This is a genomic window from Paenarthrobacter sp. E2MeOHC11 (genome assembly GCF_058744955.1).
In genome coordinates, this window is sequence record NZ_CP196673.1 from 2,108,463 (window position 1) to 2,134,470 (window position 26,008).

Here is a 26,008-nt window from a genome sequence, read left to right on the forward strand (position 1 = left end):
AATGATCCCTCCGATCCCGCTGTGGTCCGTCACGACTCACCTCCCGGCGGGCGTGATGGAGAGCGTCGGGGAACCTGGTATCGCAACGGTTTCGTCGCTGGTGGCCTTGACGGGGAACCTGGCCGAGGTCAATCGCCAGGTCCGCGAACAGCGGAACCTCGACGGCGACCCCCTCACCCTCCGCAGCTGCATCCTGCTACCCCTTGAGCCGTTGCCATCCGGCGTCTCCTGGGACGCGGAGGCGCTGTTGGCGCTGGCGTCCACGTCCGGCGTCGTGGCCCTTGCCGTAAAACTGCAGAACGACGACGGCGCGTTGCCGCCCAACGTGACAAGGCTCGCCGAACGCTTGGGGCTGGTGGTGTTGGCCGTCCACAACACGTGGCAGTTCGGGATGGCTGCACAGGAGCTTCTGTCCGGCGCCGCGCATCGTCAGGGGCAGTTGATCTCCCGCGTTGCGGCCGAGTGCCGGATGCCGTACGGCTCGCTCAGCCAACTGTTACAGCGATTGGGAGTGGCGATCGGGCATGAGGTGATGCTGGTGGATCCTTCCGGGAAACTGATTTCCGCTGAAGACAGCGGTCCGCGCGCCGACGGAGATACGCAGTCCGGTGGCACGGAGATTCTCGCCCCTGTTCATCGGGAGCAGGACAACAGTCCCCGGCTGAGGGTGATGCTTGGTCCCGCACCGGATCAGGAACGGGCCGCCGTCCGGGCGGCTTTGGAAGTGGCAGCCATCGCGGTTTCCGAGCTGCTGTCCCGGCAGCGCCTTGAAAGGGAGCGCGATGCCCGGCACCGGATTGCCCTGTTGGGCGAACTGATCGACAACGCCGGGACCGTCAGCCCATCCTTCAGGGCCAGGGCATTGGAGCTGGGCTGGACCTTGGACGGCTTTCACATAGCTTTCCGGGTGATCACCCGCCAGCCGGTGGACCTGGTGGCCCGAAAGCCGGATCTGGACCGTGCCCTCCTACGCGAAAAGATCGATGCTGCAACGGTGGAGCAGTCCGACGGCTGGGCAGGATGGATCTCCTTCCCCTCCAAACCGGATCCGGCCGAGGTGAGCAAAATCAGCAACGCCCTCCGCAGGGCACAACGGGACTTGGCGCCTACCATTGCCACTCAATTCGGGGTGGGGAGGATGCAGGCGCAGCCGGAAGGAATCGTCCGTTCACTTGAGGAAGCCAATGATGCCGCGCGCATCGCCGGGGCAAGGGAGAACTCCGGCTACTTTGTGCACGTGGACCGATTGGATATGGCCCAGCTGCTGCTGATCTGGACCCGCACCGACACGTTCCGCCCCGCCGCCCGGGAGCTCCTGGCGCCACTCCTCAAAGCCGGACCCGAACTCCTGCAAACCCTCACCACGTTCCTGGACTGTGAGTCTTCGCTGACCGAAACAGCTGCGATCCTGAACGTCCACCGCAACACTGTCAGTGATCGCATCAGGCGGATTCAGTCACTCATCGCCATCAATCTGGAGGACCCCGAAGCCCGGCTGGCGCTGCAGCTCGCATGCCGGAGCTTGTTGATGGATAAGCCGGAGTAGGGCGGCAGGAAGCTACTTCTTCCCGGCTTTCAGGTCCGCAACCACCTTCGCGATCCGCCGGGCACGCGTTTCCTCCGTCTTGGCGTCCGCGATCGGCTCCACGTACCGCCGCTGGCTGCTGTAATTCAGGGTCCCGTAGAAGGCCTTCGCCTCCGGTTCGGCATCCAGCGCGGCACCCAAGTCCGCGGGCACCTCAATAACGCGCGGCTGGGTGTCCACTTCAAGGCCCACCTCGACGGTGTCGCCTGCAGCCGCGCCGGTGAGTTCGCGGCTGGCGGCGCTGACGCCCACCATGTATTTGCCGCCCATCACGGCGATGCTGCTGCGGTAGCTCTGGCCGTTGATGGTCACCACCACTGGAGGCCGCTTGCCGGCACCCAGCCCGTCAACGATCTCGTCGGGAACTTCGATGCCGGCCTTGTTGCCCTCGCCAATGATGGTGGTTGTGAATTTCATGTCCCAAGTATGCCGTCGGCCATTGGTAGACGCACTGCACCGACAGGACTACTTTCGAAATAACCGCAATCCCCCACCAAAGGAGACACCCATGGACAACCAGGATCTCTTGGAACGCATTCAGTCGCTGGTCGAAGAAGAGCACCGCCTGCGCGACTCCGCCACCTCAGGAATGGGAGATGACACAGGACGCCTGGCCCAGCTGGAAGCCCAGCTCGACCAATGCTGGGACCTGCTGCGCCAACGCCGCGCCAAGAAGGACGCCGGCGGGAACCCGGACGACGCCTCGGCCCGAAGCGTCAACGAAGTCGAAGGCTACCGGCAGTAACTACGCTCCCTCGAGGACCTGGCTGGTAGCCCATGCAAGGTACTTGGCGGCGTTGGCAACGGCGTCGGCTACATCCGGGACACCATCCTTGCGCTGGGCAACGTCCAACAACTGCGCAGCAGCCACAATCCCATGCTTGGCCAGGTCTTCAGGTGTCACGGTGATGCGCCCAGCGACAGCGATGACGGGAATTCCGTGCAAGCTCGCGGCGTCGGCGAGGGCGATCGGCGCCTTGCCAGTAAGTGACTGCTCGTCCATGGAGCCCTCGCCGGTGATCACCAGGTCCGCCCCGCTCAAGTGTGAGGCGAGGCCCGTGAGTCCGGCCACCAGCGCGAAGCCGCCTTCCAGCGCAGCGTCAGTGAAAGCCAGGAACGACGCCGGGAACCCGCCTGCCGCCCCGGCCCCCGGAACGTTCACGTCCCGGCCCGTGGCTTCCCGAAGCAGCGAAGCCCAGTTGCGGAGACCGGCGTCGAGCTTCTCAACGGCGTCCTCATCGGCACCCTTTTGCGGACCGAAAACATGCGCGGCACCCTCCGGACCGTACAGCGGGTTCTGGACGTCGACGGCGATGCGGAACTTCACGGACGATAGCCGCGGATCCAGCTCGGAGACATCCAAGGCGACGACGTCGATGAGGGAACCTCCACCTAGCGGCACCACATTCCCAGCCGCATCAAGGGGCTTGAGCCCCAGTGCACGCAGGGCGCCACTACCGGCGTCGGACATTGCCGAGCCACCCAAGCCGAGCACGATCTCCGTGGCCCCGGCATCGAGGGCGGCGGCGATCAGCTGGCCGCAGCCGTAGCTGTGGGCGCGCAGTGAGTTCTCAGGCGTCGGCTCCATGTGTGCCAGGCCGGAAGCCATCGCGGTCTCGATGACGGCGCTGGCTCCACCCAAGGAATCCTTGCGGATCGCCCATGAGGCTCCCACAGGCTTGAGGATCGGTCCGACAACTGCGTTGTTCCGCTCCTCGTAGCCCGCGGCGATCGCGGCATCCAGAGTTCCTTCGCCGCCGTCGGCAACCGGGAACTGGGTGGTCACGGCATCCGGGTAGACACGGAGGGCACCTTCGGCCATGGCTGACGCGGCTTCGGCGGCGGTCAGGGATCCCTTGAACTTGTCAGGGGCGATGAGGATACGCATGGGTCCATCTTGCCAGCTTCGCTCGGAAAGCGCTTGCCCACGCGTAATGTAGCGGTCAGTTTACGCGCTGAGCACCCGAACAGGAGCCCCGCCCAGCCACGCCTTCACGTCCTCGAACGCTCCACCATAGAACTGCCGGTAACTCTCATGCGTCACGTACCCGACATGCGGCGAGAGCGCTGTCCGCGAAGAATGCAGCAATGCGTGGCTGGCCGGAAGGGGTTCGTCGTCGAACACATCCAGCGCGGCGCCGCGGATCCATCCCTCTTCCAAGGCCTGGATCAACGCGGCCTCATCCACCAAAGGTCCCCGAGCGGTGTTGACCAGCACGCCCTCCGGGCCCAGGAGACGCAACTCTTTTGCACCGACGATCCCCTCCGTCCGCTCGGACAAACGGAGGTGCAAGGTCACAACGTCAGACTCACGGAACAACTCCTCTTTGCTGACCTTCCGGACGCCGGCGGCCTTGGCGTCGTCGGCAGTGAGATTTTGGCTCCAGGCCAGGACATCCATACCGAAAGCCTTGGCATAGCCCGCGATTCGCTTGCCGATCTTGCCCAGGCCAACGATTCCCAGTGTCTTGCCTTCCAGTTCAAACCCGACGCCGGCCTGCCAGTCGCCTGCTCGAAGCGAGTTCTCCTCCACAACCAGGTTCCTTGCGAAAGCCAGCAGGAGTGCCCACGTCAGCTCGGGCGCCGCAGCCGGCGAGCCACTGGTCCCGCACACCACAATCCCGCGCTCGGAGGCGGTTTCAAGGTCAATGGCGGCGTTCGCCATGCCAGTGGTCACCAACAGCTTCAGGTTCGGCAACGACTCAAGGACGTGCTGTGGAAAACGCGTGCGTTCGCGCATCGCCACAATGATGTCGAACGGCTCCAAGGCGGCCAACGCTTGCTCTTCCGATACAAAAGGCGCGCTGAAAACGCTCACCTTCACGCCGTCGTCGAGCAATGAATCCCACGGCGCGTAATCGCCGGAGACCTGCTGGTAATCGTCCAGGATGGCTAAACGGAATCGGGTCACGTCCCTTATCCTCGCGCGGCGGCCGGTGGTACTCAACCCCATCTCACGTTAGGTTTTTGAGTGTGAGCCAAAATGTGACCTCCGCCATGCCCAAGCCCGAGCACCCCCGCCCACAACTGATCCGCGAGAAGTGGATAAACCTCAACGGAACCTGGGGATTTGAGATCGACGCCGGTGATTCCGGTGTGGAGCGCGGCCTCACCACCCGCGAACTCGCCGGGGAGATCTTGGTTCCGTTCGCGCCGGAATCAGCGCTTTCGGGGATCGAGCACGTCGACTTCATGGAGGCCGTTTGGTATCGGCGAACGGTATCCATCCCACAGGAATGGGCCGGTCAGAATGTGCTGCTGCACTTCGGCGCCGTGGATCACGACGCCACGGTGTGGGTGAACGGGGTAGAAGTTGCCCGGCACCGGGGCGGGTTCACGCCCTTTACCGCGGACTTGGGCGGCGTGGTGGAGGCCGGCGCAGACGCGGTGATCGTGGTCCGTGCCCGGGATTCCCGCCACGAGATGCAAGCCCGCGGCAAGCAGGCCACCTGGTACAACAACACCCACTGCCAGTACACCCGGACCACGGGAATTTGGCAGACGGTGTGGATGGAAGCCGTGCCCGAGGTCTACATCAAACGACTCCGCATGACTCCCAACCTGGCGGACTCAAGCATCTCTGTGGAGGTGCCCATCAGCCAGAACCGGACGGGGCACACGGTTTCCGCGGTGCTGACTGACGGCTCGGGGATTCGCATTGAGGCCTCTGCGCGGGCGGATCTGGACCTCACCCCCTCACTTCGGCTGAACATCCCTGCCGAGGCCCTGCGCCCCTGGTCCATTGAGGATCCGTTCCTCTACGACCTTGATGTCAGCGTGCGGGACGGGTCCGGCGGAATAGTTGATCAGGCCAGCAGCTATGCGGCAGTCCGGTCCATCGCCTTGGACGGAAAAGTGGTCCGCATCAACGGGAAGCCGGTTTTCCAGCGCCTGGTCCTGGACCAGGGCTACTGGCCGGAATCGCTCATGACCTCCCCGGACGAATCAGCACTGATCAAGGACATCGAACTGTCCATGGCTGCGGGATTCAACGGCGCCCGCCTGCACCAGAAGGTGTTCGAGGAGCGTTTCCTTTTTCACGCGGACCGTCTCGGGTATCTCGTGTGGGGCGAGTTCGGCGACTGGGGCGTCTCCGGCGGCGGCACCATCGGCCACAACCAGAAGCCGACCGCCAGCTTCGTAGCCCAGTGGCTCGAAGTGCTCAAACGCGACTTCAACCACCCCTCCATCATCGGCTGGTGCCCCCTCAACGAGACACACCAGATCCTGCACGACCGCCTGACGGTGCTGGACGACGTCACCGAGGCCATGTTCCTCGCCACCAAACTTGCCGATCCCACCCGGCCAGTGATCGATGCTTCCGGTTACGCGCACCGGATCCGGGAGACGGACATCTACGATTCCCACTCCTACGAGCAGGACCCGGACCGCTTCGCCATCGAACAGCAAGGCCTGGCGGACGGGAAGCCGTACATCAACCGCAAGGCGGACGGCGAGGAATACTCGGTGCCCTACGCCGGCCAGCCCTACTTCGTTTCGGAGTTCGGCGGCATCTGGTGGAACGAAGCCGAAGCCCGTCAGGCCGTGGAAGGGACCGACGTCGCCTCCTCGTGGGGGTATGGCCAGCGCGTCAGCTCGGAAGAAGAGTTCTACACCCGCTTCGACGGGCTCTGCTCAGTCCTGCTGGATAACCCGGACATGTTCGGCTACTGCTACACCCAACTGACGGACGTTTTCCAAGAGAAGAACGGCATCTTCACCTTTGATCGCGGCACAAAGTTCGACCTCGACAGGATCCGCGCGAGCCAAGTGCGCCCGGCGGCGATCGAAACCCGCCGAGATGGCATTTAATGCCCATGTTTCGGCGTGGGACTGTCATCAAATGGCATATCGCGGGGGTTTGGGAGGCTTTTAGACCCACTGGCCCCGGCGCACCAGGACTTCCTTGAGGAGGTCCAGGCGGTCGGACACAATTCCATCGACGCCGAGGTCCAGCAGGCGCTCCATCTCCGCGGGTTCGTTGATGGTCCACACGTGCACCTGCCTGCCCAACCGGTGAGCGCGGCGGATGAATCCCGGCGTCACCACCGGCAGCCGGCCGTAACGGACGGGAACTTGGAAAACGTCGACGCCGGCAAGCAGCTTGCGTGCCAAACGTGCCGGCAGCACGGGGCCCACGAGGACGAAGAGCGCCGTCAGTGAGCTTCCGGCGGAGGAAGCAACGCGGCGGGAGAGTCGCGACAGGACCGCCCGACGCCGCTTGTCCGAGAAGCTTGTGACCAGGACCAGATCATGGATTCCGTGTTTCTCAATGGCCTCCGCCATGGGACCCACGGAGTTCCAATCCTTGACGTCCAGGTTCAGCCGGGCACCGGGCAGCGCTGAAACCAGCTCATCAAACGTTGGCACCGGCTCCACCCCGCCGATCCGCGCCACGGAGACTTCCGAGGCAGTCAATGATGCAATATCTCCCACCGAATCAGTCACGCGGTCCAGCGATGAATCGTGGAAGACCAGGAGCACGCCGTCCGAGGTGGTGTGGACATCCGTTTCAAGGTGCACGGTCCCGAGTTCCACTGCAGCTTTGAACGCGGCCATGGAATTCTCCAGCTCATCCAGGGAGAAACCTCGGTGGGCGAAGGCCAAAGGGCCCACTGAACCGTCCTTGCGGAGGAAATACGGCAGCGTCACACCCGTAGCGTAGCCCATTGCCAAGGTGCGGCTAGGACTCCTGCGGGAGGGCCGCCGTCGGCTGTGGAACGACCGCCACGCCGTCACTGACGTGCACCAGCGTTCGGCCGCGACCGCCGTCGAGCTCCACCCAAACCGCGGTGGCATCGCCGGTAACGGCGTCCACCACACCGGCCGATTCGTAGCCTGGCGTCAAGGTGACGTTGACGCGGTCGCCCTGGCGAAGTGAACGCCAGTGGTGATCCGGCTCAATCCGCCGCAATGGCGCGGTATTGACGTTGTTGATCCTGCGCTTGGCCATGTTTCCCCCTGCGAATCCGACTGGTAGACACGATGCGAACGGGTCCTTGGCTGGAAGCCTACGGAGCCAAGTTGAACGCCGGTTGTATGGAGGCTGGGAAACAGGTGACACTTGGGGCTGGCAAACTGGGGGCATGACTGTGTTGATTGCCGGATGCGGCGACCTCGGAACTGAAGCAGGGCTTCGCTTCGTCGCTGCGGGCCATGACGTTGTGGGCCTGCGTCGGTCCCCCGGTAAGTTGCCATCCGGAATCCGCGGTGTATATGCGGACCTCTCCCAAGAAGTGCCCGCGCTGCCCGCAGACGTGGACATCGTCGTGGTGGCTATTGCGGCCGATTCCTCCACCGAAGAGGCATACCGGGCTGCGTACGTGAACGGCGTCAAAAACGTCCTGGACGCACTGGAACGCCAGGCCATCACCCCGCGGCGGATCCTTTTCGTCTCCTCCACGGCTGTGTATAAGGACTCCGGCGGGGCTGTGGTGGACGAGTCGACGCCCACGGAACCCACGCGCTTCAGCGGCAAAGTCCTGGTGGAGGCCGAGGATTTGCTGTTCGCCAGGACGCATGGAACCGGGACCCAGCCCATTTCCCTCCGGCTTGGCGGAATCTACGGGCCGGGCCGAACCCGGCTGATCGACCAGGTCCGCAGCGGCCAGGCGGTCATTCCTGCCCAACCCCGGCACACGAATCGCGTCCACAGGGACGACGCCGCAGCCATGATCGTCCACCTCACCACCATGGACCAGGACCCAGGTCCCGTGTATGTCGGTGTTGACGACCACGCGGCGGAAATGGGCGACGTCCTGCGCTTCCTCGCGGCAGAACTTGGGTGCCCGGAACCCCCGACGGCGGCACCTGGCGGCGCGTCCGACGCCGGCCCCGGCGACAAGCGCTGCTCCAACGAGCGCCTCCGGGCGACGGGCTTCGAGCCCATCTTTCCCACGTTCAAGGAGGGCTACCGCGCGCTGTTGGCCGGCGAGGGCGTACGGCACCCTTGAAAGAGGGGGCTTCTCCTGTCCGAACCAACCCGCAGAGGTGGGGGCGGGCCTACTTCGCGGTCCAAGCCGTGGCTGGGCTCGCGTGGTGGATTGCGGTTTTCTTGTCACCTGCGGTGCGCACAGCCACCCTCGGAAGCCTGGACCCCATCGCCGTGGCAGCCTTCGACGTTCCCCTGTTCGTCATCGGCTCGGCCGTCGCCGCCTTCGGCATGGGGGCAGCAGCGGTGGTCGCTGCCGGCTGGACTGGAATCGTTGCCGTTGCCTTGGCCGGCTACGCAACAATCACTGCCGAGGCAGGCTGGGGTGTCCTGACCATGCTTGCCGCGACGGCGTGTTCGGGCGTAGCGCTCTGCTTCGTCATGCTGGGACGTGTCCCCACCGAGTTGATCGTGAGGGGACCGTTTGCCTTCCGTCCAGCACCGGCCCGCCGCCACACTGCAGCCCATGTAGGTGCAACCTTGGGTCAGATGGCACTCTTTTGGGGCTTCTTCCTGGGGCTGCTCCCCTTTGCCCTGGTTTGGCTGGAACAGCGCTGGGCGGTGTCCCTGCCATTCCACCCTATGACAGCTCCTGCCGGCGTGGTGGTTCTGCTGCTTGCCAGCGCCCTGGGGGTCGCTTCCGCGGTAACCATGTCATCCCGCGGGAGCGGCACGCCATTGCCCTCTGCAATGCCCAACCACCTTGTCATCGCCGGCCCGTATCGCTGGGTCCGCAATCCGATGGCGGTCGCGGGCATCGCTCAAGGGCTCGCCGTGGGGCTCATTCTGGGCTCTTGGCTTGTGATCGTGTACGCGGTAATCGGCTCGCTGCTGTGGAATTACGCCGTCCGGCCGCTGGAGGAAGCAGACCTGGAAGACCGGTTTGGCGCTGAATTCCGGCAGTACCGCGATTCAGTGCGCTGCTGGATTCCCCGATGGTGAGGAACCTCGGCCAAGGCCGGAGGTCCCCCGGCTTCAGTGCGTGGTGGCGAACAGCCCGTTGAGGGTGCCGTAGTCGATGGCTTCGCTGACGGCCTTGTACGTGCCCTCGGTGTTCAGCTCTTCCGCGGCGCGATGGGCCACGGCGTAGGCGGCCTGGGCAATGCTGGACCCGAGGCTGACCCTGGAGACGCCAAGCCTTCCGAGTTCGCTGACGCTCAGCGAGCCTGCCCCCACCATGACGTTGACGGGGACGGAGATCCCAGCGGTCAACGCGGCAACGGTGTCTGCATCCGATGCTCCCGGAACAAAGATGCCGTCGGCGCCGGCCTCCACATACTTCTCCGCCCGTGCAACAACCTCGGCGATCTGCTGCTCCAATGTTCCAAAACCTGCCAGGAACACATCGGTGCGTGCGTTGATGAACAAGTCCTGTCCCGCCTTCAGGGCAGCTGCGCGGGCTGCTGAGATCCGTGCGCAGAAGTCCAGGGGGTCACGGGAGCCGTCTTCCATGTTGATCCCGACAGCGCCGGCCTCAAGAATGTCGGCGACCGTCCTGGCGATCCCTTCCAGCGTTTCTGAGTAGCCGCCCTCTATGTCAGCTGTCACGGGCACCTTGACGGCGTTAACGATGCTGGCCACCACGGCCACGACGCGCTCCCTCTCCAGCCGATCCCCGTCGGGAAGACCCAGAGACCAGGCAACTCCGGCGCTCGTTGTGGCCACAGCGGGCGCGCCTGCCGCCTCAGTGATGACGGCGCTGGCGACGTCCCAGGCGTTGCTCAACGCCAACGGTTTTTGGCTGGTATGGAGGGACCTGAAGTGGGCTGCGGTTCGGTTCTGTTCCGGGTTCATGGAGTCCATTCCACCAGCTGCGACTTTGGATATCTGGCGGAAATCGGACATAACCAGTTGTTGACGTAACTAGACCCGCTGCCCTGTCAGCTTTGCCTCGAGAATCTGGGCCACGCCGTCGTCGTCGAAGTGCGGCGCTTGCTGTCCGGCGGCGAGGATGGCCTCCGGGTGTCCACTGGCCATGGCATAACCGTGGCCTGCCCAGCGGAGCATTTCGATGTCGTTGGGCATGTCCCCGAACGCCACCACGTCGGCGGCCTCAATGCCCAGCGACTCGGCGTACTTGGCGAGCGTGACGGCCTTGTTGATGCCCGGCACGGACATCTCCAGCATCGCCGTCCGGGGTGCCGAGTGGGTTGTGGACACAAGGTGGGCTACGGCCGGCTGCACTTCGGCCAGGAACTCGTCCGGGGTTCCTTTGCGGGTGATCGCCAGGAACTTGACGACGGCGTCATCCGCCGTGAGCGTGTCCGCCAGCGGTGCGGGCGTGAACTCGGCGAGAAGCTCGCTGGTTTCGTTCTCGATGAAGCCCGGTTCAAGCTGGAAACCCGTGAGGGTCTCAACAGCGAAGAGGGCGTCCGGCCTGAGCGATTTGATGATCCGGCGGGCATCGAAGACGGACTCAGCGTCCAGGACAGATGAGGAAAGGGCCTTTTCGGTTTCGAGATCCCACACCACGGCACCGTTGGAACAGATCACGATTCCGCTGTGCCCCAACTGCTCCTGCAGCGGATACAACCAGCGCGGCGGGCGGCCGGTGACAAAGACGAGTTCCACCCCTGCGTCGCGGCATGCCTGGAATGCCTTGATGGTCCGGTCACTGATTTTGCCGTCGTGACCGAGGATGGTGCCGTCAATATCGCTTGCTACGAGCCGCATCATGCCAGTCTACGTGGGTGCCACCAAGGCGCATTCCCTTTTGATCGAGCGCGATCGAACCCATGCAACGCCACCCCCGAAGCATAGGCTGGGTCAATGAGTGACCAGACAACAAGCGAAGAGCACAGCACACGCGGCGCGTACGTCACTGGCAGTGAGTTCAACCGCGACACCAACTACATCGAGGACCGCATCACCCGCGATGGCACTCCGGGACCAAACGGCGAACCGGGTTGGCCGGTGGAACCCGGACGGTACCGGCTGATAGCTGCCCGGGCTTGCCCGTGGGCCAACCGCACCGTCATCGTCCGCAGGCTCCTGGGGCTCGAGGACGTCATCAGCCTCGGCCAGCCCGGCCCCACCCACGATGCCCGGTCCTGGACCTTCGACCTCGACGCCGACGGCAAGGACCCCGTGCTGGGCATCGAGCGGCTGCAGGAGGCGTTCTTCCGCCGTTTCCCGGACTACCCCCGCGGAATCACTGTTCCGGCCATGGTGGACATCCGCAGCGGCGAAGTGGTGACCAACAACTTCCCCCAGATCACCCTGGACTTCTCCACGGAATGGACGGAGTTCCACCGTCCAGGTGCGCCCCAGCTGTATCCGGAGCACCTGCGTGAGGAAATCGACCTGGTCAACAAGCGGGTGTTCACCGAAGTCAACAACGGCGTTTACAGGTGCGGCTTCGCCGGATCCCAGGAAGCCTACGATGCCGCCTACACCCGGCTCTGGAACGCGTTGGACTGGCTCGAGGAGCGGCTGACCGGGCAGAGATACCTCGTGGGTGACTCCATCACCGAGGCCGATGTCCGGCTCTTCACCACTTTGGCGCGCTTTGACGCCGTGTACCACGGGCATTTCAAGTGCAACCGGAACAAGCTCAGCGAAATGCCGGCACTATGGGCCTACGCCCGGGACTTGTTCCAGACACCCGGCTTCGGAGACACCACCGACTTCGTGCAGATCAAGCAGCACTACTACATCGTCCACGAGGACATTAATCCCACGCAGATTGTCCCTGCGGGCCCGGATCTGTCAGGCTGGCTCGCCCCTCACGGGCGGGAAGCGTTGGGCGGCAGCCCCTTCGGGGATGGCACTGCGCCAGGGCCGGTGAAGGCAGGAGAGGAAGTGGCCGCCGGACACGGGGCCTCCTAGTGGTTCCGTTCACGCAGCCCCGTGGTTGAGCTCGGCCCGCGTGGGCGGGTTGGCTCCCGCGCGCGAGACCGTGACTGCGGCGGCACGGGCGGCGTGATCCATGATCGAGGCCAGTGTTTCTGCCGGCATGGCCCTCAGAGCGCCGCGGTTCTGCGCGCCATCCAGCCCGTGGTCCACAATTGCGGACAACAACCCTGCCATAAATGAATCTCCCGCACCCACCGTGTCCACTACGGTCACCGAAGGCGCCGGAATCTGTGTTTCGCCTGACCTGGTGACACCCCAGGGGCCACGTGAACCGCGGGTCACCACCACCAAAGCAGGGCCTTCCTCGCCGCCCAGGGACAGCCACCGACGTGCGGATTCGGTCGGATCAACACCGGGATACAGCCATTCGAGGTCCTCGTCCGAAGCCTTCACGACGTCGGACAGCACCACAAAGCGCTCGGCCTGCGCCCGCGCGTACTCAACGTCCGTAATGATGCTGGGGCGGCAGTTGGGATCGAAGCTGATAGTGCTGCTCGGGTGGGCATGCTCGACGGCGGCAAGCACGTCTGCGGCGCCAGGCTCCAAAGCGGTGGCAATGGAACCTGTGTGCAGCAAAGTGGCGCCCTGCAGCATCAGCGGCAACCGTGCGGCGAGTCCGGGCAGTTCCCAGGCGAGGTCGAACACGTAGGTGGCGGCGCCGTCGTCGTCGATCTGCGCAGTGGCCACACTGGTGGGCTTCTCGTCCGGCGGAAGCGGCACCATCACTGAGCTTGAGCGCAGGTGTGCCGCCACGGAATCACCGTAGGCGTCGCGGCCATAACGACCGATGAACTGCACCGGGTGATCCAGGCGCGCCAATCCGACGGCAACGTTGAGCGGGCTCCCACCAACGTGCGCCTCGATTCCCGAAGGGCGTTGAACGACGTCGACCAGGGCCTCACCAATGACTGTCAGCATGGGACCACTCTGCCAGAGGCGGACCCCGCGAACCACAGATTACGAGAGCAGTCGCTGCACCAGCTCGCGGCACTTCTTGTAAGCGACGGCTTTGGGATCGATCAGGTCAAAATGGTCTCCGGGGACGCGCAGCAGCTGGGCCGCACTACCGGCCGCCGTAGCCGCAGCTACGTATGCCTCGGACTGGCTGGCGGGGACGTCTTCGTCATCCGTGGCGTGGACGGCATATATCGGTACGTCGAGCGGCAGCGAACTCATGGGGTCCGCATACTTATGCCGCTTGGGGAATCTATGGGAGTCCCCACCCATGAGGTTGCAGACGGCGCCGTTGCTGAGGTTCAGCTTCTCTGCCGCGGCAAGATTCAAGAGGCCGGACTGACTGACGACGCCGGTCAGGTGCACGGCGTTATCCTCGGGGCTGCGCTGGAGCTGGCGGTCGGCGTCGGGCGTGCCAATGGCCGAAAGCCGCTCCCGGCCCGCAGCCCAAACAGCCAAGTGGCCGCCGGCTGAGTGGCCCAGGGCCACCACTTTGCCGAGCTGAAGATCATGGTCTCCGGCAATGGCGGACAAATGGTCGATGCCGGCCAGGATGTCCTCGAAAGTATGGGGCCAACCACCGCCGTTGCCGGCCCGCCGGTATTCGAGGTTCCACGCAGTGATGCCGTGCGCTGCGAGGTCCCGGGCAAGGGGCTCACCCAACTCAGCGCCGTACTGTGATCGCCAGTAGCCGCCATGGATCACAACGGCGATTCCACCGGCCACGGCTGATACGCCGCGATGGTTGCCGTTACTCGGTTCAGGTATGAAGAGTTCGCCCCATTGACTGGGGTGTTCGCCGTAGCTGTACTTGTGCCGCAACATTGCGCCCTCCTTTGTACTGAGCCTATCGTGACGGTTCGTTAGTTTGGCTAGAGGCACCCCGACGGCGAGTGGCTCGGTTCAGTGTCGGACCCGCCCCGTAAGCTGGGGGCATGGCAAGCAATTGGGACAGCCTGGACCAGGATCAGCGCGACGCAGTAGACGCGAACGTGGCGCTCTATGAGCGTGTCCGCCCTGCCCTGAAGCGGGTCACGCGGGATGTCCTGCTGACCTTGCGGGACATGCTGAACGACGCCGAGGTCACTCCCTTGTTCGTCACCGGACGGACCAAAACCGTGGAGTCTTTCCGCGAAAAGATTTCCCGCACCGATGATCCGCTGGAACCAGGCGGGCCCCGGGTCCTGAAATTCCCGGACCCCTTCCGCACGTTGAACGACATGGTGGGCATCCGTGTCATCACCAAGCTGCCGGCGGAAAACGCGGCCGTTGCCAACATCATCAAGCGCCAGCGTCAACTCTTCGATTGCCGTGGCGACCGCGAGAAGGACATCGGCTCCATCGAGTCGGGCACGTACGGGTACTCCAGCCGGCATCTCATTCTGCGCACGATCCAAAACGAGGCCGTCAAGGAATACCAGCAGGCGTTCAACCCGGACATGCCTGCCAATGGCAGCTACTTCTTCGAATGCCAGATCCGTACTGTATTCGCCCATGCCTGGAGCGAGATCGAGCACGATATCCGCTTCAAGGCCGAAGATCCTCGTGCCTGGACGCCGCACTTTGACCGCCAGTTCACTGCGACAGCGGCCATGCTGGAGACCGTGGAGAGCGCATTTGCCGACCTGCACGAGCGGTACGAGGAAGTCCGCAGCTATTGGGACCTCGAGGGCGAGGGCGGCTCACCGCTGACTCCCAACCGTGTTCGTGACGTCTGGCGTACGCTGCTGCCGCACGTTGACCGTAAAGTTGATGACGACTGGGGCTGGGCTGCCGAACTTCTCGCCGCCCACGGACTCACCAAGACCGTGGAGCTTGCCGGGTTGCTCAGCGCCAACCGGATCACGGAGGTCCGCAAGGCCCTGGACCACCGCTACTCCCCCGGTCCCGACCGCCTCCTGGATGACCTCCTGCTGTGGCAGTACGGAACCGAACACGTTGATCTCACCGCTGAGGCGCCCGACGTCGTTCCGCACCCGCGGCGCGACAGCCTCCAGCGGCGTCTTAAGCAGATTGAGCGATACCGCCAGACTGCACTCTAAGGACCCATGACTCCCGAGCAACTCATGTCACTGCGGGCGACTTTCCGCTCACCGCGCCGCCTTCTGACGGAATCCCTCGCGGGACTCGTAGTGGCTCTGGCGCTCATCCCGGAGGCCATCGCATTCTCGGTGATTGCGGGGGTTGATCCCCGCATCGGACTGTTCGCTTCCTTCACCATGGGCGTAGTCACCGCGCTTGTGGGCGGCCGCCCTGCCATGATTTCCGCGGCGACCGGCGCCGTGGCCCTGGTGATTGCCCCGGTAATGAAGGAACACGGGCTCGACTACCTGATCGCCACGATCATCCTGGCGGGCGTTTTCCAGATCGTCCTGGCCGTCCTTGGCGTCACCAAACTGATGCGGTTCATCCCGCGCTCGGTAATGATCGGCTTCGTGAATGCTCTGGCCATCCTGGTGTTCATGTCCCAAATGCCCGAGCTCTTCAACGTGCCGTGGATGGTCTACCCGATTGTCATTGTTGGTCTTGTCATCGTTTTCGGGTTGCCCCGTCTGACCACCGCCATCCCCGCACCCTTGGTGGCGATCGCGGCCATCACCTTGGTGACTGTAGTGGGTGGCATCGACGTCCCCACCGTCAGCGACAAGGGCGAACTCCCGGACAGCCTGCCCGGCCTCTTCCTGCCCAACGTTCCCTTGAACCTGGAGACGTTCCAGATCATCGCACCCTTCGCGCTATCGATGGCGCTGGTGGGCCTGCTGGAATCCCTGATGACCGCCAAACTGGTGGACGACATCACGGATACCCGCTCCAACAAGACGCGCGTGTCCTGGGGCCAGGGCGCTGCCAACATCGTCACGGGCTTCCTGGGCGGTTTGGGGGGTTGTGCTGTCATCGGGCAGACCATGATCAACGTGAAGGGCTCAGGTGCACGGAGCCGGCTCTCGACCTTCCTTGCCGGGGTTTTCCTGCTCATCCTGGTGGTAGTACTGGGGGACGTTGTGGGCATGATCCCCATGGCGGCCCTGGTAGCCGTGATGATCTTCGTTTCGCTGATTACCTTTGACTGGCATTCGATTCGTCTGTCCACGCTCAAGCGGCTGCCCAAGTCTGAAACCGCAGTCATGCTGATTACGGTTGCCGCCGTCGTGGCGACCCACAATCTTGCGGTGGGTGTCGGCGTCGGGGTCTTGACCGCCATGGTCCTGTTCGCACGCCGGGTGGCCCATTTCGCGACGGTCGAGCGGACGGAGCTGGAACTCAATGGCCAGAACGTTGCGACGTACACGGTGGACGGTGAGCTCTTCTTTGCCTCATCCAACGACCTCTATACGCAGTTCGACTATGCGAAGGATTCCTCAGAAGGCATAGATCGGGTGATCATCGACCTGCACGGCTCCCACATCTGGGACGCATCCACCGTCGCCGTACTCGATTCAGTCACGGAGAAGTACCGGAATCACGGGCGCGAAGTGGAGTTCATCGGACTCAACGAAGCCAGCGTCCGCATGCGCGAGCGACTGGCCGGCAAGCTCAACTCCTAACCTCACCCTGCCCAACTGAGTGCGGAACAGCGGTTGTCTGACATATTCCCCTGCGTGGATGTAAAGAAGTCGTTCGGTTTGGTCGCCGAGTGTGAGCATGGATGAATGCTTGAGGCAACCAATACACCGTCGAAAACCGAAGAACCTGCTGCGCGAGTGAACGCCGCCCTTGCCGCTGAAGCCAAGATTGCGCGCATTGCCGTCACAGTGTTCCCCCTTCTGGTAGTTGTTGCCGGCGTCGTGGGATTCCTGCTTCCGGACCTTTTCAAACCGATGGGCGTCGCAGTCCCGTACCTGCTCGGCATCATCATGTTCTGCATGGGCCTGACGCTCACCCCGCCTGACTTCGCCTCCGTGGCCCGCCGCCCATGGGCCGTAGCTCTGGGCATCGTGGCCCACTACGTCATCATGCCCGGCGCCGGCTGGCTCATTGCCGTACTCCTGCAGTTGCCACCGGAACTGGCGGTCGGACTGATCCTGGTGGGTTGCGCGCCGTCGGGTACTGCATCGAACGTCATGGCGTTCCTGGCCAAGGGAGACGTTGCGCTCTCCGTAGCTGTCGCCTCGGTTTCCACGTTGATCGCACCTATCGTGACCCCCGCATTGACGCTCTTCCTGGCTGGCTCCTTCCTGCACATCGATGCCGGAGCCATGGTGATGGACATCGTGAAGACCGTGCTCCTGCCAGTTATCGCAGGGCTCTTGGCCCGCTTGTTCCTCTCGAAGCTCGTCGCGAAGGTTCTTCCGGCACTTCCGTGGGCATCCGCCGTCGTGATTTCACTGATCGTGGCGATTGTCGTAGCCGGCAGTGCCAGCAAGATCGTTGCAGCGGGCGCGATCGTGTTCCTTGCAGTGGTCCTCCACAACGGCTTTGGCCTGGGACTCGGCTACCTGGCCGGCAAGCTCGGCCGTCTGGACGACAAGGCGCGCCGCGCCCTGGCGTTCGAGGTGGGCATGCAGAATTCCGGACTGGCCGCGACTCTGGCGACTGCACACTTCGGCGCTTTGGCTGCGCTGCCCTCCGCCGTGTTCTCGCTGTGGCACAACGTCTCGGGTGCCATCGTTGCGGCCTGGCTTGCTCGCCGCCCGCTCAAGGACTAACGCCTAGCGCTGCGTGGTTCCCCGGTGGTGCAACTTCCACGGCGATGCAATCCGGATGCCCTCCGTCGGCGTGGTCCCGGCCAAGCGATCGAGGAGCATACGGACCACTTGCTCAAAGATCGGTTCCGGGCCCACTGTTGTCAGTGCGGGATCGTAGTCCCGGCCTTCGGTAGAATTCCCGACGCCGACAATCTGGACGTCCTCGGGCACCCGAAGCCCCAGACGATAAGCCGCGCGAATGGCCTGCAGCGCCTCCATGTCGTCCGTGCACAGGATGGCCGTGGGCCGGTCAGGTAGCTGGAGCAACTCAATCGCGGACTGATAGGCGGTAGCCGGACGGTGCTGCGACGTTCTCACCAAGGACTCGTCGAGGGGGATGCCCGCCTTCTCGAGGCCAGCCGCGTAGGCGGCGAAACGGCTCTTGGGACGGCCGGCCGGGTCCGCCCTCCGGATGCAGGCGATCCTGCGGTGGGACGCGGTGAGGAAATCCATGCACTCCTTGAGCCCGGCGTCAGCCTCAGGCGCCAGGACATCGAACCCAGCGGGCTTCATAGTTCCTGAGATCACCACCTGGGCGACACCGCGGCGGGCGAGCTCCGTGACGCTTTCGTCCTCGGACTTCGCCTCAGGGAAGTAGCCAATGATGACGCCATCCGCACCGCCGGACATCATGAACTTCCGCCAGTCGTCGCCCAACAGGATCACCGGCTGATACCCGTGCTCCGGGAGGATCCGGGCCGCCGCAGTGGCGAGGGCCCTGTCCCATGGCCAATCGAGGTTTCCGATCGCCACGGCCACCACGTCCGTTTTGCCCCGGCGCATCCCCCGGGCCGCCTGGTTGGGTACATAGCCCAGTTCCTTCACCGCAGCCAGGACGCGGTCCTGCGTGGGCTGGCTGATCCGAGTGGTTCCACCGTGCCGGCCGGAAAGTACGTAGGAGACGGTGGTCAGCGAGACCTCAGCCGCCTTCGCTACATCCCGGATTGTGGGCTTGGATCCCTTGCTCACGTGGCACTCCTGATAGACAGCGGGTTTCTTGAACTCTAGCCGCAATGGCGTGGACACCCCTTGACGATATTAGTTGTGAACCTTAACAATTACGGGAGCCACTAAGTATCCGAGCGGGAAGATCATTCGATGAAGAACTGGGCAGGAAACCTTGAGTACTCGTCCGCGGAAGTCCACCGCCCGACGGCGGTGGAGGAGTTGCAGGAGCTGGCAGCAAGCGCAACGCGGATCAAGGCACTGGGTTCCCGGCACTCCTTCAACACTGTGGCCGACACCGACTGCGTCCACATCCTCCTTGACGCGTTGCCCCAGTCGCTCGTGGTGGACGCCGCTAAGAGCACAGTCAAGGTCAGCGCCGGCATCAGCTACGGAGCCTTGGGCCGCGCCCTCGAGGAGCAGGGCTTCGCCATCCATAACCTCGCTTCACTCCCCCACATCTCCGTCGCAGGTGCCATCCAAACCGGCACGCACGGCAGTGGAGTCAAGAATCCCGCCTTGGCAGCCGCCGTCGTGGGTATTGATCTGGTGCGCGCCTCCGGCGAGCTGGTGACGCTCACAGCGGACGACGACGAATTCCTCGCCAGCGTGGTGGGCGTGGGAGCCCTGGGCATCGTGACCGGGCTGGAGCTCGCCGTGCGGCCGAGCTTCGAGGTCCGGCAGCGCGTGCTCACCGGTTTGTCGTGGGAGGGTGCTTTGGCGAATTTCCAGGGCATCGCTTCCAGTGCCTACAGCGTCAGCTTCTTCACCGATTACACCGGCGACACCATCCCGCAGGTCTGGCTCAAGGCACTGGACACCGAGGCGCCCTTGCCGGACCTTTTTGGAGCGACAGCTGCGACGGCGGCGATGCACCCCTTGCCGGATATGTCTGCGGAGAACTGCACCGAGCAGCTGGACGTCGCGGGAAAGTGGCTGGACCGTTTGCCGCACTTCCGCCACGAATTTACGCCGAGCAACGGAGAAGAGCTGCAGAGCGAGTTCCTGCTACCCCTGGATCAGGCACCTGCTGCATTGCAAGCAGTCCGTGGACTCGCCGACAAGTTGGCTCCACTGCTGTTCATCTCGGAAATCCGGACTGTAGCCGCTGACGAATTCTGGCTCAGCCCTTTCTACCAGCAGCAGAGTGTCGCGCTGCATTTCACGTGGAAGCCACTGCAGAGCGATGTGGAAGCAGTCCTCCCCGCGCTCGAGGAAGCCCTGCGGCCGTTCGGAGCCCGCCCGCACTGGGGAAAGCTCTTCACGCCCAGCGGCTACGACTTCCCCGCGCTGTACCCACGATTCGAGGACTTCCGTGCACTGGTCCAGGCGCACGATCCCTCGGGCAAGTTCCGCAACAGCTTGTTGGACAGCGTGCTGGGCGTTGCCGTTACGTCCTAGCGGCTACTCGATGTGTGCCAGCACCGCGCCGGCAGTGACAACTCCGCCGGGTGCCGAGAGTACTTCGGAGAGCTTTCCGGTACGGTGCGCTGACACCTGGGTTTCCATCTTCATGGCTTCCAGGACCACCAAAGGGTCCCCGGCGGCTACGTCGGTGCCAGGTTCAACGAGCCACTTAACCACTGTTCCGGCCATGCTCGAGACAAGTGCCGATTCCGCGGGAGAGTCGCCGGCCCCGGAGTCCGGCAGGCCCGTCACGTCGGCGGCGGCAGGGAGGCCCTGCCCTGAGCGTGCCCAGCCGTCCAGCAGGTCCGCCGGAAGCCCAACAGCCAGCCGTTTGCCGTCGACGTCAATGGTGATGGTTCGCCGTTCTCCCTCCGGTGCCACCACGTTGTACTCGGGGTCCACGGGGATCTGGTCGGCGAAGTCGGTTTCGATCCACCGCGTGTGAATGTTCAGGCCGGCAACGGAGGTGAAATCCTCGGACTCCAGGACCGCCCGGTGGAATGGCAGCACCGTGGGCAGGCCCGTGATGTTGATTTCGGCGAGGGCACGGCGCGCACGGCGGAGTGCCTGCTGTCGGTCGGCTCCAGTGACAATGAGCTTGGCCAACAGAGAGTCGAACTGCGGGGCGACGAACGAACCCGAACGCACGCCGGTGTCCAAGCGGATGCCCGGCCCGGTGGGTGATTCGAAGGAAGACACTGTGCCCGGTGACGGCAGGAATCCGCGGCCAACGTCTTCGGCGTTGATGCGGAACTCGAAGGAGTGCCCACGTGGTGTGGGATCCTCGGTGATGCTCAGCGGCAACCCGGCCGCGATTCGGAACTGCTCCTGCACAAGGTCGATTCCGGCGGTTTCCTCCGTGATGGGGTGCTCAACCTGGAGGCGTGTGTTGACCTCAAGGAAGGCCACGGCACCATCGGCGGAGACCAGGAACTCTACTGTTCCGGCACCGTAGTAACCGGCCTCGCGGACGATTGCCTTGGAGCCGTCATAGATCTGCTGGCGCTGGGCGTCGCTCAGGAAGGGAGCCGGAGCTTCTTCCACGAGTTTCTGGTGGCGGCGCTGCAGCGAGCAGTCACGCGTTCCCACCACAACCACGTTGCCATGGACATCCGCGATGATCTGGGCCTCTACGTGACGGGGCCGGTCCAGGTACTGTTCCACGAAGCACTCGCCCCGACCGAATGCGGCCACAGCCTCACGAACTGCCGAGTCGAAGGCTTCCTCCACCTCGGCGAGTTCGCGGACTACCTTCAGCCCGCGCCCACCACCGCCAAAAGCAGCCTTGATGGCAAGCGGAAGGCCATGTTGCTCGGCAAAAGCACGGGCTTCAGCGGCAGATGACACCGGTCCGTCGCTGCCTGCCACCAGGGGCGCTCCGGCACGGACGGCGATCTCGCGGGCGGTGATCTTGTTGCCCAACTGACGGATCGACTCCGGCGAGGGGCCTATCCACTCAAGTCCGGCGTCGAGCACTGCCTGCGCGAATTCGGCGTTCTCCGACAGGAAGCCGTATCCGGGGTGGACGGCGTCTGCACCGGACTGCGCGGCAACGGCGAGCAGCTTCCCGATGTTCAAGTACGTCTCAGCGGGCGAGTTTCCGTCCAGGCTGTAGGCTTCGTCGGCGGCGCCAACATGCATGGCGTCGGCGTCAATGTCGGCGTAAACGGCCACCGAGGCAATGCCGGCGTCGTCGCAGGCTCGGGCGACGCGGACGGCAATTTCGCCGCGGTTCGCGATCAGGACCTTGCGCATCAAATACTCACTTCTTCCGGAGTCGTGGTGAAGGGTGTGGTGGCGTCCAGTGAATCCGGTACGAACCGGAAGCGGATACGCCCGCCAATAGGGACTTGGGCGGCACGGTCCAGGTGTTCATCGCAAACCACTCCGATTACCGGATAGCCGCCAGTGATGGGGTGGTCCGCAAGGAACAACACGGGGAGCCCAGCGGGTGGGATCTGGAGTGCTCCGGCCATGGTCCCTTCACTGGGAAGCTCACCTTCGCGCGTGCGTTGGAGCGGTGCTCCGTCCAAACGCATGCCCACCCTGTTGGACTGCGGCGTGACCAACCATTCCTGGCTGCACAATGAATCCAGGGCTTCCTGGCCGAACCAGTCGGCGCGTGGCCCTGGAACTACGTCCAATACCGTGACGCCGGCGCCGGGGAAATCCGGTTGCAGTTCGGGGCTGCCAACCGCGGTGGAGACCGTGGCCTCGCCGATCGGGAGCTCCTGCCCAACCGCCAGTGGGGCCGGTCCAATCCCTGACATCGTGTCCGCCGAGCGGCTGCCCAGAACCTCGGGAACGTCCACTCCGCCACGGATTGCCACGTAGTTTCGGAACCCGGACTCGGGCGCACCCAGGGTTAGCACTTCGCCGTCGAGCAGCGCGAAAGCTGTAGCCATCGGAACGGTCCGCGGCGCGCCCGGCGCGGAGTCGTCGTCGGACTCAACCAACGACGGCGGCTGGACAGTCAGGGTGGTCGGCGCACCTGCCACGGCAATCACTTGGTCGCCGATGGCCTCAACCGTGAGCCCGCCATTGACGGTCTCAATGGCGGCGACCGAGGAGCCATTGCCTACCAGCCGGTTGGCCCGTCGCAGCGACGCCCGGTCCAGGGCACCAGCGGCAGAGACACCCAGCGGGCCAAAGCCTCGACGGCCGAGATCCTGGATGAGGCTCTGTGCGCCCGGGTTGAGGATCCTCACTCCGGACTCAGGGTGGTGCTCCGTTTCAGGTTCGCGCGCCACCGAAGCTCCAGTGGTCACGACGTCGCGGACGGCCCGGTACTGAACCCGGTCGCCGGGCCTCACAAGCGCTGGCTGCGCGCGGTCCAGGTCCCACATCCGTGCGCCGGTCCGGCCAATCAACTGCCAACCGCCCGGTGAACGGCGGGGGTAAACGGCTGAGTACTGACCACCGAGAGCAACGGATCCGGCGGGAACTGCCGTGCGCGGGGAAGACCGGCGAGGGACCGTGAGGGCTTCGTTCTCGCCCACCATGTAGCCGAAACCGGGCGCGAAGCCAGCGAAGGCGACGGTCCAGATCTGGCCTGTGTGCGCGGCAACAACGCCATCCACGCTCAGTCCGGTCAGCTCCGCGACGTCAGCGAGATCGTCGCCGTCGTACACGGTGTCGATGACTACCAGCCCGGAGTCGGTGACCTCCGGCGTGGTGAGTTCCAGCTCCAGCAGCCGCGCACCGATGGCACGTGTGGCTGCCGCTGACTCACCCACCACCATGACCGTTTCCGCGGCGGCGAGTACATCTACCTGGCCGGGAAGCGGGGACTTATAGAGCATGTCCTGCAGGGCGAGCACGTCCTGCAGGCCGTCCAATTCGGCCAGAACGGCACGGGTGCCGACGGGCCTGACGGAGCGAACCCTTTTAGCGGTGGTCGTTTGCATCACGGTTTCCATTTTTAGCTACGCCGCCGGCTGAGCGTGTGTCCCCTGCATCAACCGGATATCTTCCTCCGGCTCGGGGTCACGGCCGAGGAGCATGCCCACGATCGTGACAACAGCCGCGACGAGGATGTACACGGCAATCAGGTACCAGCCACCGCCAGCGGCGCCGTAGAGGGCCGTGAAGATGATGGGTGCAACAGCTCCACCGATCACACCGGCCAGGGTGTAGGCCAGCGAGCTGCCGGCGTACCGGAGTCGCGCCGGGAACTGCTCAGTGATGAAAGCGGCCTGCGGGCCGTACATGAAGGCGTGGAGCGCCAGGCCAATGACGGTGCCCACGGTCAGCATGGCCACTGACTTGCCCTGGATCATCAGGAAGAACAGCGGGATGTAGGCAGCGGTGGCTGCTGCAGCGATGCCGTAGACCCAGCGACGGTTGAAGCGGTCAGTCAGCGCTCCGGCCAGCGGGATCAGGAACAGCTGGAAGGCTGAACCGATCAGGATGGCGGAGAGGACATTGCCCGTGGTCATGCCCAATTGCTTGGTGGCGTAAACGGCGACGAACACAGTGAACAGGGCGTACAGGATGTCGGGGCAAACGCGGGAGAGAGCCGCGGCCACCAACGCCTTGGGTTGCGTGGTGAAGACTTCCTTGATGGGAGCCTTGGGACGGTCGCCCTGGGCCTGGATGGCCTTGAACACCGGGGTTTCTTCCAGCTTGAGGCGGATGACCAGGCCGAAGACCACCAGGAGAGCGGAAGCGAGGAAGGCTACGCGCCAGCCCCAGGAGAGGAATGCTTCGTCGCTGAGGGACGCGGCGAGAATGGCAAGGACGCCGTTGGCCATGAGGTTGCCGGCGGGCGGGCCGATCTGGGCGGCAGAAGACCAGAAGCCGCGCTTGTTCGGGTCACCGAATTCGCTGGACAGCAGCACTGCGCCGCCCCACTCGCCGCCGACGCCGATGCCCTGCGCCAGACGCAGCAGCACAAGGATTGTTGGAGCCGCCACCCCGATGACGGAGTAGTCGGGCAGGGCGCCGATGAGCACTGTTGCCACGCCGATGAGGACGAGCGTGAAGACCAGGACGTACTTGCGGCCGATCTTGTCACCGAGGCGACCAAAGATGACGCCACCGATCGGACGGGCCAGGTAGCCCACCGCGAAAGCTGAGAACGAGAGAAGCAGTGCAACAAACTCGTCATTGCCCGGGAAGAAGATCTTGGGGAACACGAGGGCCGAGGCCACCGAGTAGATGGCGAAGTCGTAGTACTCCAGCGAGGTGCCGGTGAGGCTGGCAACGTACGCCTTGAGCGCGCCGGGCGGTGGCTTCCTTGTCACTGCCTTGGCTGCATTGTTGGTGCTGGTCATGATGTCCTCCGGGGGGATGAGGGATGGTGCGGGGCGCCCGGGATGGGCTAGAGGAACGAGCCGACAGTTACGCCGGCAGCGCCCAGAGCGGACTTCACGGCGGTAGCCATAGCAACGGCTCCGGGTGAGTCACCATGCACGCAGATGCTTTCCGCGCGGATATTCAGGATGGAACCGTCAATGGTCCTCACGGACTGTTCGGTGGCCATCCGCAGGACGTGCTCCGCCACTTCAGCAGGATCGTGAAGCACGGCACCTGGTTGTGAGCGGGAGACGAGTGTTCCATCAGGGTTGTAGGCGCGGTCAGCAAATGCCTCGGCAACGCCCCGAAGACCGGCTTCTTCAGCAAGACGCAGGACTTCGGAACCTGGGAGGCCGAGGATCGGAAGGTTGGGGTCCACCGATTTCACGGCATCGACGACGGCACGCGCCTGAGCGGTGTGCTTGACGATCGCGTTGTAGAGGCCGCCGTGCGGCTTCACGTACTGGACGCGCGCACCTGTGGTGGCCGCCAACGCCTGCAGCGCACCGATTTGGTACACCACGTCATCGGCCAGTTCATGGGGATCGATGTCCATGAAGCGGCGGCCGAATCCGGCGAGGTCGCGGTAGCCAACATGGGCACCAATCACGACGCCGGCCTGTACCGCCTTAGCGCAGGTGCTGCGGATGACGCTGGGGTCGCCGGCGTGGAATCCACACGCAACATTTGCGCTGGAGACGGACTCAAACATGGCAGCGTCATCGCCGAGCGTCCAGCGTCCGAATGACTCTCCGACGTCGCTGTTCAAATCGATGATTGCCATGATGTGATCCCTGCCTCGTGATGTGCGTTACATCCAGCATGCACTATTTCGCAGGATTGTTCAAC

24 protein-coding genes are annotated in these 26,008 nt (G+C 64.1%); 10 read left to right on the top strand and 14 right to left on the bottom strand.

Annotation, left to right across the window (positions count from 1 at the left end; genetic code table 11):
- Position 1: 1 nt before the first annotated feature.
- A complete protein-coding gene (locus ACSSVG_RS09810; protein WP_492418659.1) occupies positions 2-1,546 on the top strand; it encodes a PucR family transcriptional regulator in 1,545 nt (514 codons plus the stop codon).
- A 12-nt stretch (positions 1,547-1,558) separates the two neighbouring features.
- Here the strand turns inward: ACSSVG_RS09810 and ACSSVG_RS09815 are convergent, their stop codons facing one another.
- The gene (locus tag ACSSVG_RS09815; RefSeq protein WP_492418661.1) at positions 1,559-2,002 is read right to left on the bottom strand and encodes a YdeI/OmpD-associated family protein; all 444 of its coding nucleotides are present in this window, start codon (positions 2,000-2,002) and stop codon (positions 1,559-1,561) included.
- Positions 2,003-2,093: 91 nt separating this feature from the next.
- Between ACSSVG_RS09815 and ACSSVG_RS09820 the strand changes: the two genes are divergently transcribed.
- Positions 2,094-2,330: a DUF2630 family protein gene (locus ACSSVG_RS09820; protein ID WP_253465357.1), complete on the top strand. Its 237-nt coding sequence runs from the start codon at positions 2,094-2,096 to the stop codon at positions 2,328-2,330.
- Here ACSSVG_RS09820 and ACSSVG_RS09825 read toward each other — a convergent pair whose 3' ends face one another.
- Entirely contained in the window at positions 2,331-3,473 is a 1,143-nt protein-coding gene (locus tag ACSSVG_RS09825; protein WP_253465354.1) for a glycerate kinase, read from the bottom strand.
- 60 nt (positions 3,474-3,533) lie between these two features.
- Positions 3,534-4,496 (bottom strand): D-2-hydroxyacid dehydrogenase family protein, encoded by a 963-nt coding sequence (locus ACSSVG_RS09830; protein WP_492418663.1) that lies wholly within the window; start codon positions 4,494-4,496, stop codon positions 3,534-3,536.
- 74 nt (positions 4,497-4,570) lie between these two features.
- Between ACSSVG_RS09830 and ACSSVG_RS09835 the strand changes: the two genes are divergently transcribed.
- Positions 4,571-6,397 (top strand): glycoside hydrolase family 2 protein, encoded by a 1,827-nt coding sequence (locus tag ACSSVG_RS09835; RefSeq protein WP_492419176.1) that lies wholly within the window; start codon positions 4,571-4,573, stop codon positions 6,395-6,397.
- A 60-nt stretch (positions 6,398-6,457) separates the two neighbouring features.
- Here ACSSVG_RS09835 and ACSSVG_RS09840 read toward each other — a convergent pair whose 3' ends face one another.
- Both ACSSVG_RS09840 and ACSSVG_RS09845 read right to left on the bottom strand, forming a co-directional pair.
- Positions 6,458-7,255, bottom strand: coding sequence for a glycerophosphodiester phosphodiesterase family protein (locus tag ACSSVG_RS09840; protein WP_492419178.1), 798 nt, complete (start codon positions 7,253-7,255; stop codon positions 6,458-6,460).
- 13 nt (positions 7,256-7,268) lie between these two features.
- Positions 7,269-7,538 (bottom strand): hypothetical protein, encoded by a 270-nt coding sequence (locus tag ACSSVG_RS09845; RefSeq protein ID WP_159700177.1) that lies wholly within the window; start codon positions 7,536-7,538, stop codon positions 7,269-7,271.
- Between the two features lie 133 nt (positions 7,539-7,671).
- On the opposite strand from ACSSVG_RS09845, the gene ACSSVG_RS09850 reads away from it, so the two are divergent.
- Together ACSSVG_RS09850 and ACSSVG_RS09855 are read left to right on the top strand one after the other, a co-directional pair.
- Entirely contained in the window at positions 7,672-8,538 is an 867-nt protein-coding gene (locus tag ACSSVG_RS09850) for an SDR family oxidoreductase (RefSeq protein ID WP_492418664.1), read from the top strand.
- A gap of 68 nt (positions 8,539-8,606) precedes the next feature.
- On the top strand, positions 8,607-9,458 hold the full coding sequence (locus ACSSVG_RS09855) for an isoprenylcysteine carboxylmethyltransferase family protein (protein WP_492419180.1): 852 nt from the start codon (positions 8,607-8,609) through the stop codon (positions 9,456-9,458).
- 33 nt (positions 9,459-9,491) lie between these two features.
- Here the strand turns inward: ACSSVG_RS09855 and ACSSVG_RS09860 are convergent, their stop codons facing one another.
- On the bottom strand, positions 9,492-10,361 hold the full coding sequence (locus tag ACSSVG_RS09860) for an isocitrate lyase/PEP mutase family protein (protein WP_231342284.1): 870 nt from the start codon (positions 10,359-10,361) through the stop codon (positions 9,492-9,494).
- An 18-nt stretch (positions 10,362-10,379) separates the two neighbouring features.
- On the bottom strand, positions 10,380-11,189 hold the full coding sequence (locus ACSSVG_RS09865) for an HAD family hydrolase (RefSeq protein ID WP_231342288.1): 810 nt from the start codon (positions 11,187-11,189) through the stop codon (positions 10,380-10,382).
- A gap of 96 nt (positions 11,190-11,285) precedes the next feature.
- On the opposite strand from ACSSVG_RS09865, the gene ACSSVG_RS09870 reads away from it, so the two are divergent.
- Positions 11,286-12,344: a glutathione S-transferase family protein gene (locus ACSSVG_RS09870; RefSeq protein ID WP_492418667.1), complete on the top strand. Its 1,059-nt coding sequence runs from the start codon at positions 11,286-11,288 to the stop codon at positions 12,342-12,344.
- Positions 12,345-12,353: 9 nt separating this feature from the next.
- Here ACSSVG_RS09870 and ACSSVG_RS09875 read toward each other — a convergent pair whose 3' ends face one another.
- Both ACSSVG_RS09875 and ACSSVG_RS09880 read right to left on the bottom strand, forming a co-directional pair.
- Positions 12,354-13,289, bottom strand: a complete 936-nt coding sequence (locus ACSSVG_RS09875; RefSeq protein ID WP_231342294.1) for a carbohydrate kinase family protein — start codon at positions 13,287-13,289, stop codon at positions 12,354-12,356.
- 39 nt (positions 13,290-13,328) lie between these two features.
- Positions 13,329-14,150, bottom strand: coding sequence for an alpha/beta hydrolase fold domain-containing protein (locus ACSSVG_RS09880; RefSeq protein ID WP_492418669.1), 822 nt, complete (start codon positions 14,148-14,150; stop codon positions 13,329-13,331).
- A gap of 110 nt (positions 14,151-14,260) precedes the next feature.
- Here ACSSVG_RS09880 and ACSSVG_RS09885 point away from each other — a divergent pair, with 110 nt between their 5' ends.
- The 3 genes from ACSSVG_RS09885 (at position 14,261) to ACSSVG_RS09895 (ending at position 17,971) form a co-directional block, all read left to right on the top strand.
- Entirely contained in the window at positions 14,261-15,367 is a 1,107-nt protein-coding gene (locus ACSSVG_RS09885; protein ID WP_159700193.1) for a GTP pyrophosphokinase, read from the top strand.
- A 6-nt stretch (positions 15,368-15,373) separates the two neighbouring features.
- Positions 15,374-16,870 (top strand): SulP family inorganic anion transporter, encoded by a 1,497-nt coding sequence (locus tag ACSSVG_RS09890; RefSeq protein ID WP_253465337.1) that lies wholly within the window; start codon positions 15,374-15,376, stop codon positions 16,868-16,870.
- 105 nt (positions 16,871-16,975) lie between these two features.
- Entirely contained in the window at positions 16,976-17,971 is a 996-nt protein-coding gene (locus tag ACSSVG_RS09895; RefSeq protein WP_492418671.1) for a bile acid:sodium symporter family protein, read from the top strand.
- Positions 17,972-17,974: 3 nt separating this feature from the next.
- Here the strand turns inward: ACSSVG_RS09895 and ACSSVG_RS09900 are convergent, their stop codons facing one another.
- Positions 17,975-18,979, bottom strand: a complete 1,005-nt coding sequence (locus tag ACSSVG_RS09900; RefSeq protein WP_231342305.1) for a LacI family DNA-binding transcriptional regulator — start codon at positions 18,977-18,979, stop codon at positions 17,975-17,977.
- A gap of 129 nt (positions 18,980-19,108) precedes the next feature.
- Here ACSSVG_RS09900 and ACSSVG_RS09905 point away from each other — a divergent pair, with 129 nt between their 5' ends.
- Complete coding sequence (locus ACSSVG_RS09905) at positions 19,109-20,356, top strand: D-arabinono-1,4-lactone oxidase (protein ID WP_492418673.1); 1,248 nt, start codon at positions 19,109-19,111, stop codon at positions 20,354-20,356.
- Positions 20,357-20,359: 3 nt separating this feature from the next.
- On the opposite strand, the gene ACSSVG_RS09910 is transcribed toward ACSSVG_RS09905, so the two are convergent.
- From ACSSVG_RS09910 to ACSSVG_RS09925, 4 genes are read right to left on the bottom strand one after another with little or no spacing between them, the layout of a single operon-like run.
- Positions 20,360-22,117 carry an acetyl/propionyl/methylcrotonyl-CoA carboxylase subunit alpha gene (locus ACSSVG_RS09910; protein WP_492418674.1) on the bottom strand — a complete coding sequence of 586 codons (1,758 nt, stop codon included), beginning with the start codon at positions 22,115-22,117 and terminating at the stop codon, positions 20,360-20,362.
- The gene (locus ACSSVG_RS09915; protein WP_492418676.1) at positions 22,117-23,781 is read right to left on the bottom strand and encodes a 5-oxoprolinase subunit B/C family protein; all 1,665 of its coding nucleotides are present in this window, start codon (positions 23,779-23,781) and stop codon (positions 22,117-22,119) included. Before ACSSVG_RS09915 ends, ACSSVG_RS09910 begins: the two co-directional genes overlap by 1 nt.
- Positions 23,782-23,787: 6 nt before the next feature.
- Positions 23,788-25,137 (bottom strand): MFS transporter, encoded by a 1,350-nt coding sequence (locus ACSSVG_RS09920; protein WP_231342319.1) that lies wholly within the window; start codon positions 25,135-25,137, stop codon positions 23,788-23,790.
- A 47-nt stretch (positions 25,138-25,184) separates the two neighbouring features.
- Positions 25,185-25,943 carry a LamB/YcsF family protein gene (locus tag ACSSVG_RS09925; RefSeq protein ID WP_231342320.1) on the bottom strand — a complete coding sequence of 253 codons (759 nt, stop codon included), beginning with the start codon at positions 25,941-25,943 and terminating at the stop codon, positions 25,185-25,187.
- Positions 25,944-26,008: the final 65 nt, after the last annotated feature.

What these genes read in the sequence shown, in the direction of transcription:
- ACSSVG_RS09810 (WP_492418659.1), top strand. Translation starts at nt 2, where the DNA reads ATGATCCCTCCGATCCCGCTGTGGTCCGTCACGACTCACCTCCCGGCG.
- ACSSVG_RS09815 (WP_492418661.1), bottom strand. Translation starts at nt 2,002, where the DNA reads ATGAAATTCACAACCACCATCATTGGCGAGGGCAACAAGGCCGGCATC.
- ACSSVG_RS09820 (WP_253465357.1), top strand. Translation starts at nt 2,094, where the DNA reads ATGGACAACCAGGATCTCTTGGAACGCATTCAGTCGCTGGTCGAAGAA.
- ACSSVG_RS09825 (WP_253465354.1), bottom strand. Translation starts at nt 3,473, where the DNA reads ATGCGTATCCTCATCGCCCCTGACAAGTTCAAGGGATCCCTGACCGCC.
- ACSSVG_RS09840 (WP_492419178.1), bottom strand. Translation starts at nt 7,255, where the DNA reads ATGGGCTACGCTACGGGTGTGACGCTGCCGTATTTCCTCCGCAAGGAC.
- ACSSVG_RS09845 (WP_159700177.1), bottom strand. Translation starts at nt 7,538, where the DNA reads ATGGCCAAGCGCAGGATCAACAACGTCAATACCGCGCCATTGCGGCGG.
- ACSSVG_RS09850 (WP_492418664.1), top strand. Translation starts at nt 7,672, where the DNA reads ATGACTGTGTTGATTGCCGGATGCGGCGACCTCGGAACTGAAGCAGGG.
- ACSSVG_RS09860 (WP_231342284.1), bottom strand. Translation starts at nt 10,361, where the DNA reads ATGTCCGATTTCCGCCAGATATCCAAAGTCGCAGCTGGTGGAATGGAC.
- ACSSVG_RS09865 (WP_231342288.1), bottom strand. Translation starts at nt 11,189, where the DNA reads ATGCGGCTCGTAGCAAGCGATATTGACGGCACCATCCTCGGTCACGAC.
- ACSSVG_RS09870 (WP_492418667.1), top strand. Translation starts at nt 11,286, where the DNA reads ATGAGTGACCAGACAACAAGCGAAGAGCACAGCACACGCGGCGCGTAC.
- ACSSVG_RS09875 (WP_231342294.1), bottom strand. Translation starts at nt 13,289, where the DNA reads ATGCTGACAGTCATTGGTGAGGCCCTGGTCGACGTCGTTCAACGCCCT.
- ACSSVG_RS09880 (WP_492418669.1), bottom strand. Translation starts at nt 14,150, where the DNA reads ATGTTGCGGCACAAGTACAGCTACGGCGAACACCCCAGTCAATGGGGC.
- ACSSVG_RS09885 (WP_159700193.1), top strand. Translation starts at nt 14,261, where the DNA reads ATGGCAAGCAATTGGGACAGCCTGGACCAGGATCAGCGCGACGCAGTA.
- ACSSVG_RS09890 (WP_253465337.1), top strand. Translation starts at nt 15,374, where the DNA reads ATGACTCCCGAGCAACTCATGTCACTGCGGGCGACTTTCCGCTCACCG.
- ACSSVG_RS09895 (WP_492418671.1), top strand. Translation starts at nt 16,976, where the DNA reads ATGCTTGAGGCAACCAATACACCGTCGAAAACCGAAGAACCTGCTGCG.
- ACSSVG_RS09905 (WP_492418673.1), top strand. Translation starts at nt 19,109, where the DNA reads ATGAAGAACTGGGCAGGAAACCTTGAGTACTCGTCCGCGGAAGTCCAC.
- ACSSVG_RS09910 (WP_492418674.1), bottom strand. Translation starts at nt 22,117, where the DNA reads ATGCGCAAGGTCCTGATCGCGAACCGCGGCGAAATTGCCGTCCGCGTC.
- ACSSVG_RS09915 (WP_492418676.1), bottom strand. Translation starts at nt 23,781, where the DNA reads ATGGAAACCGTGATGCAAACGACCACCGCTAAAAGGGTTCGCTCCGTC.
- ACSSVG_RS09920 (WP_231342319.1), bottom strand. Translation starts at nt 25,137, where the DNA reads ATGACCAGCACCAACAATGCAGCCAAGGCAGTGACAAGGAAGCCACCG.
- ACSSVG_RS09925 (WP_231342320.1), bottom strand. Translation starts at nt 25,943, where the DNA reads ATGGCAATCATCGATTTGAACAGCGACGTCGGAGAGTCATTCGGACGC.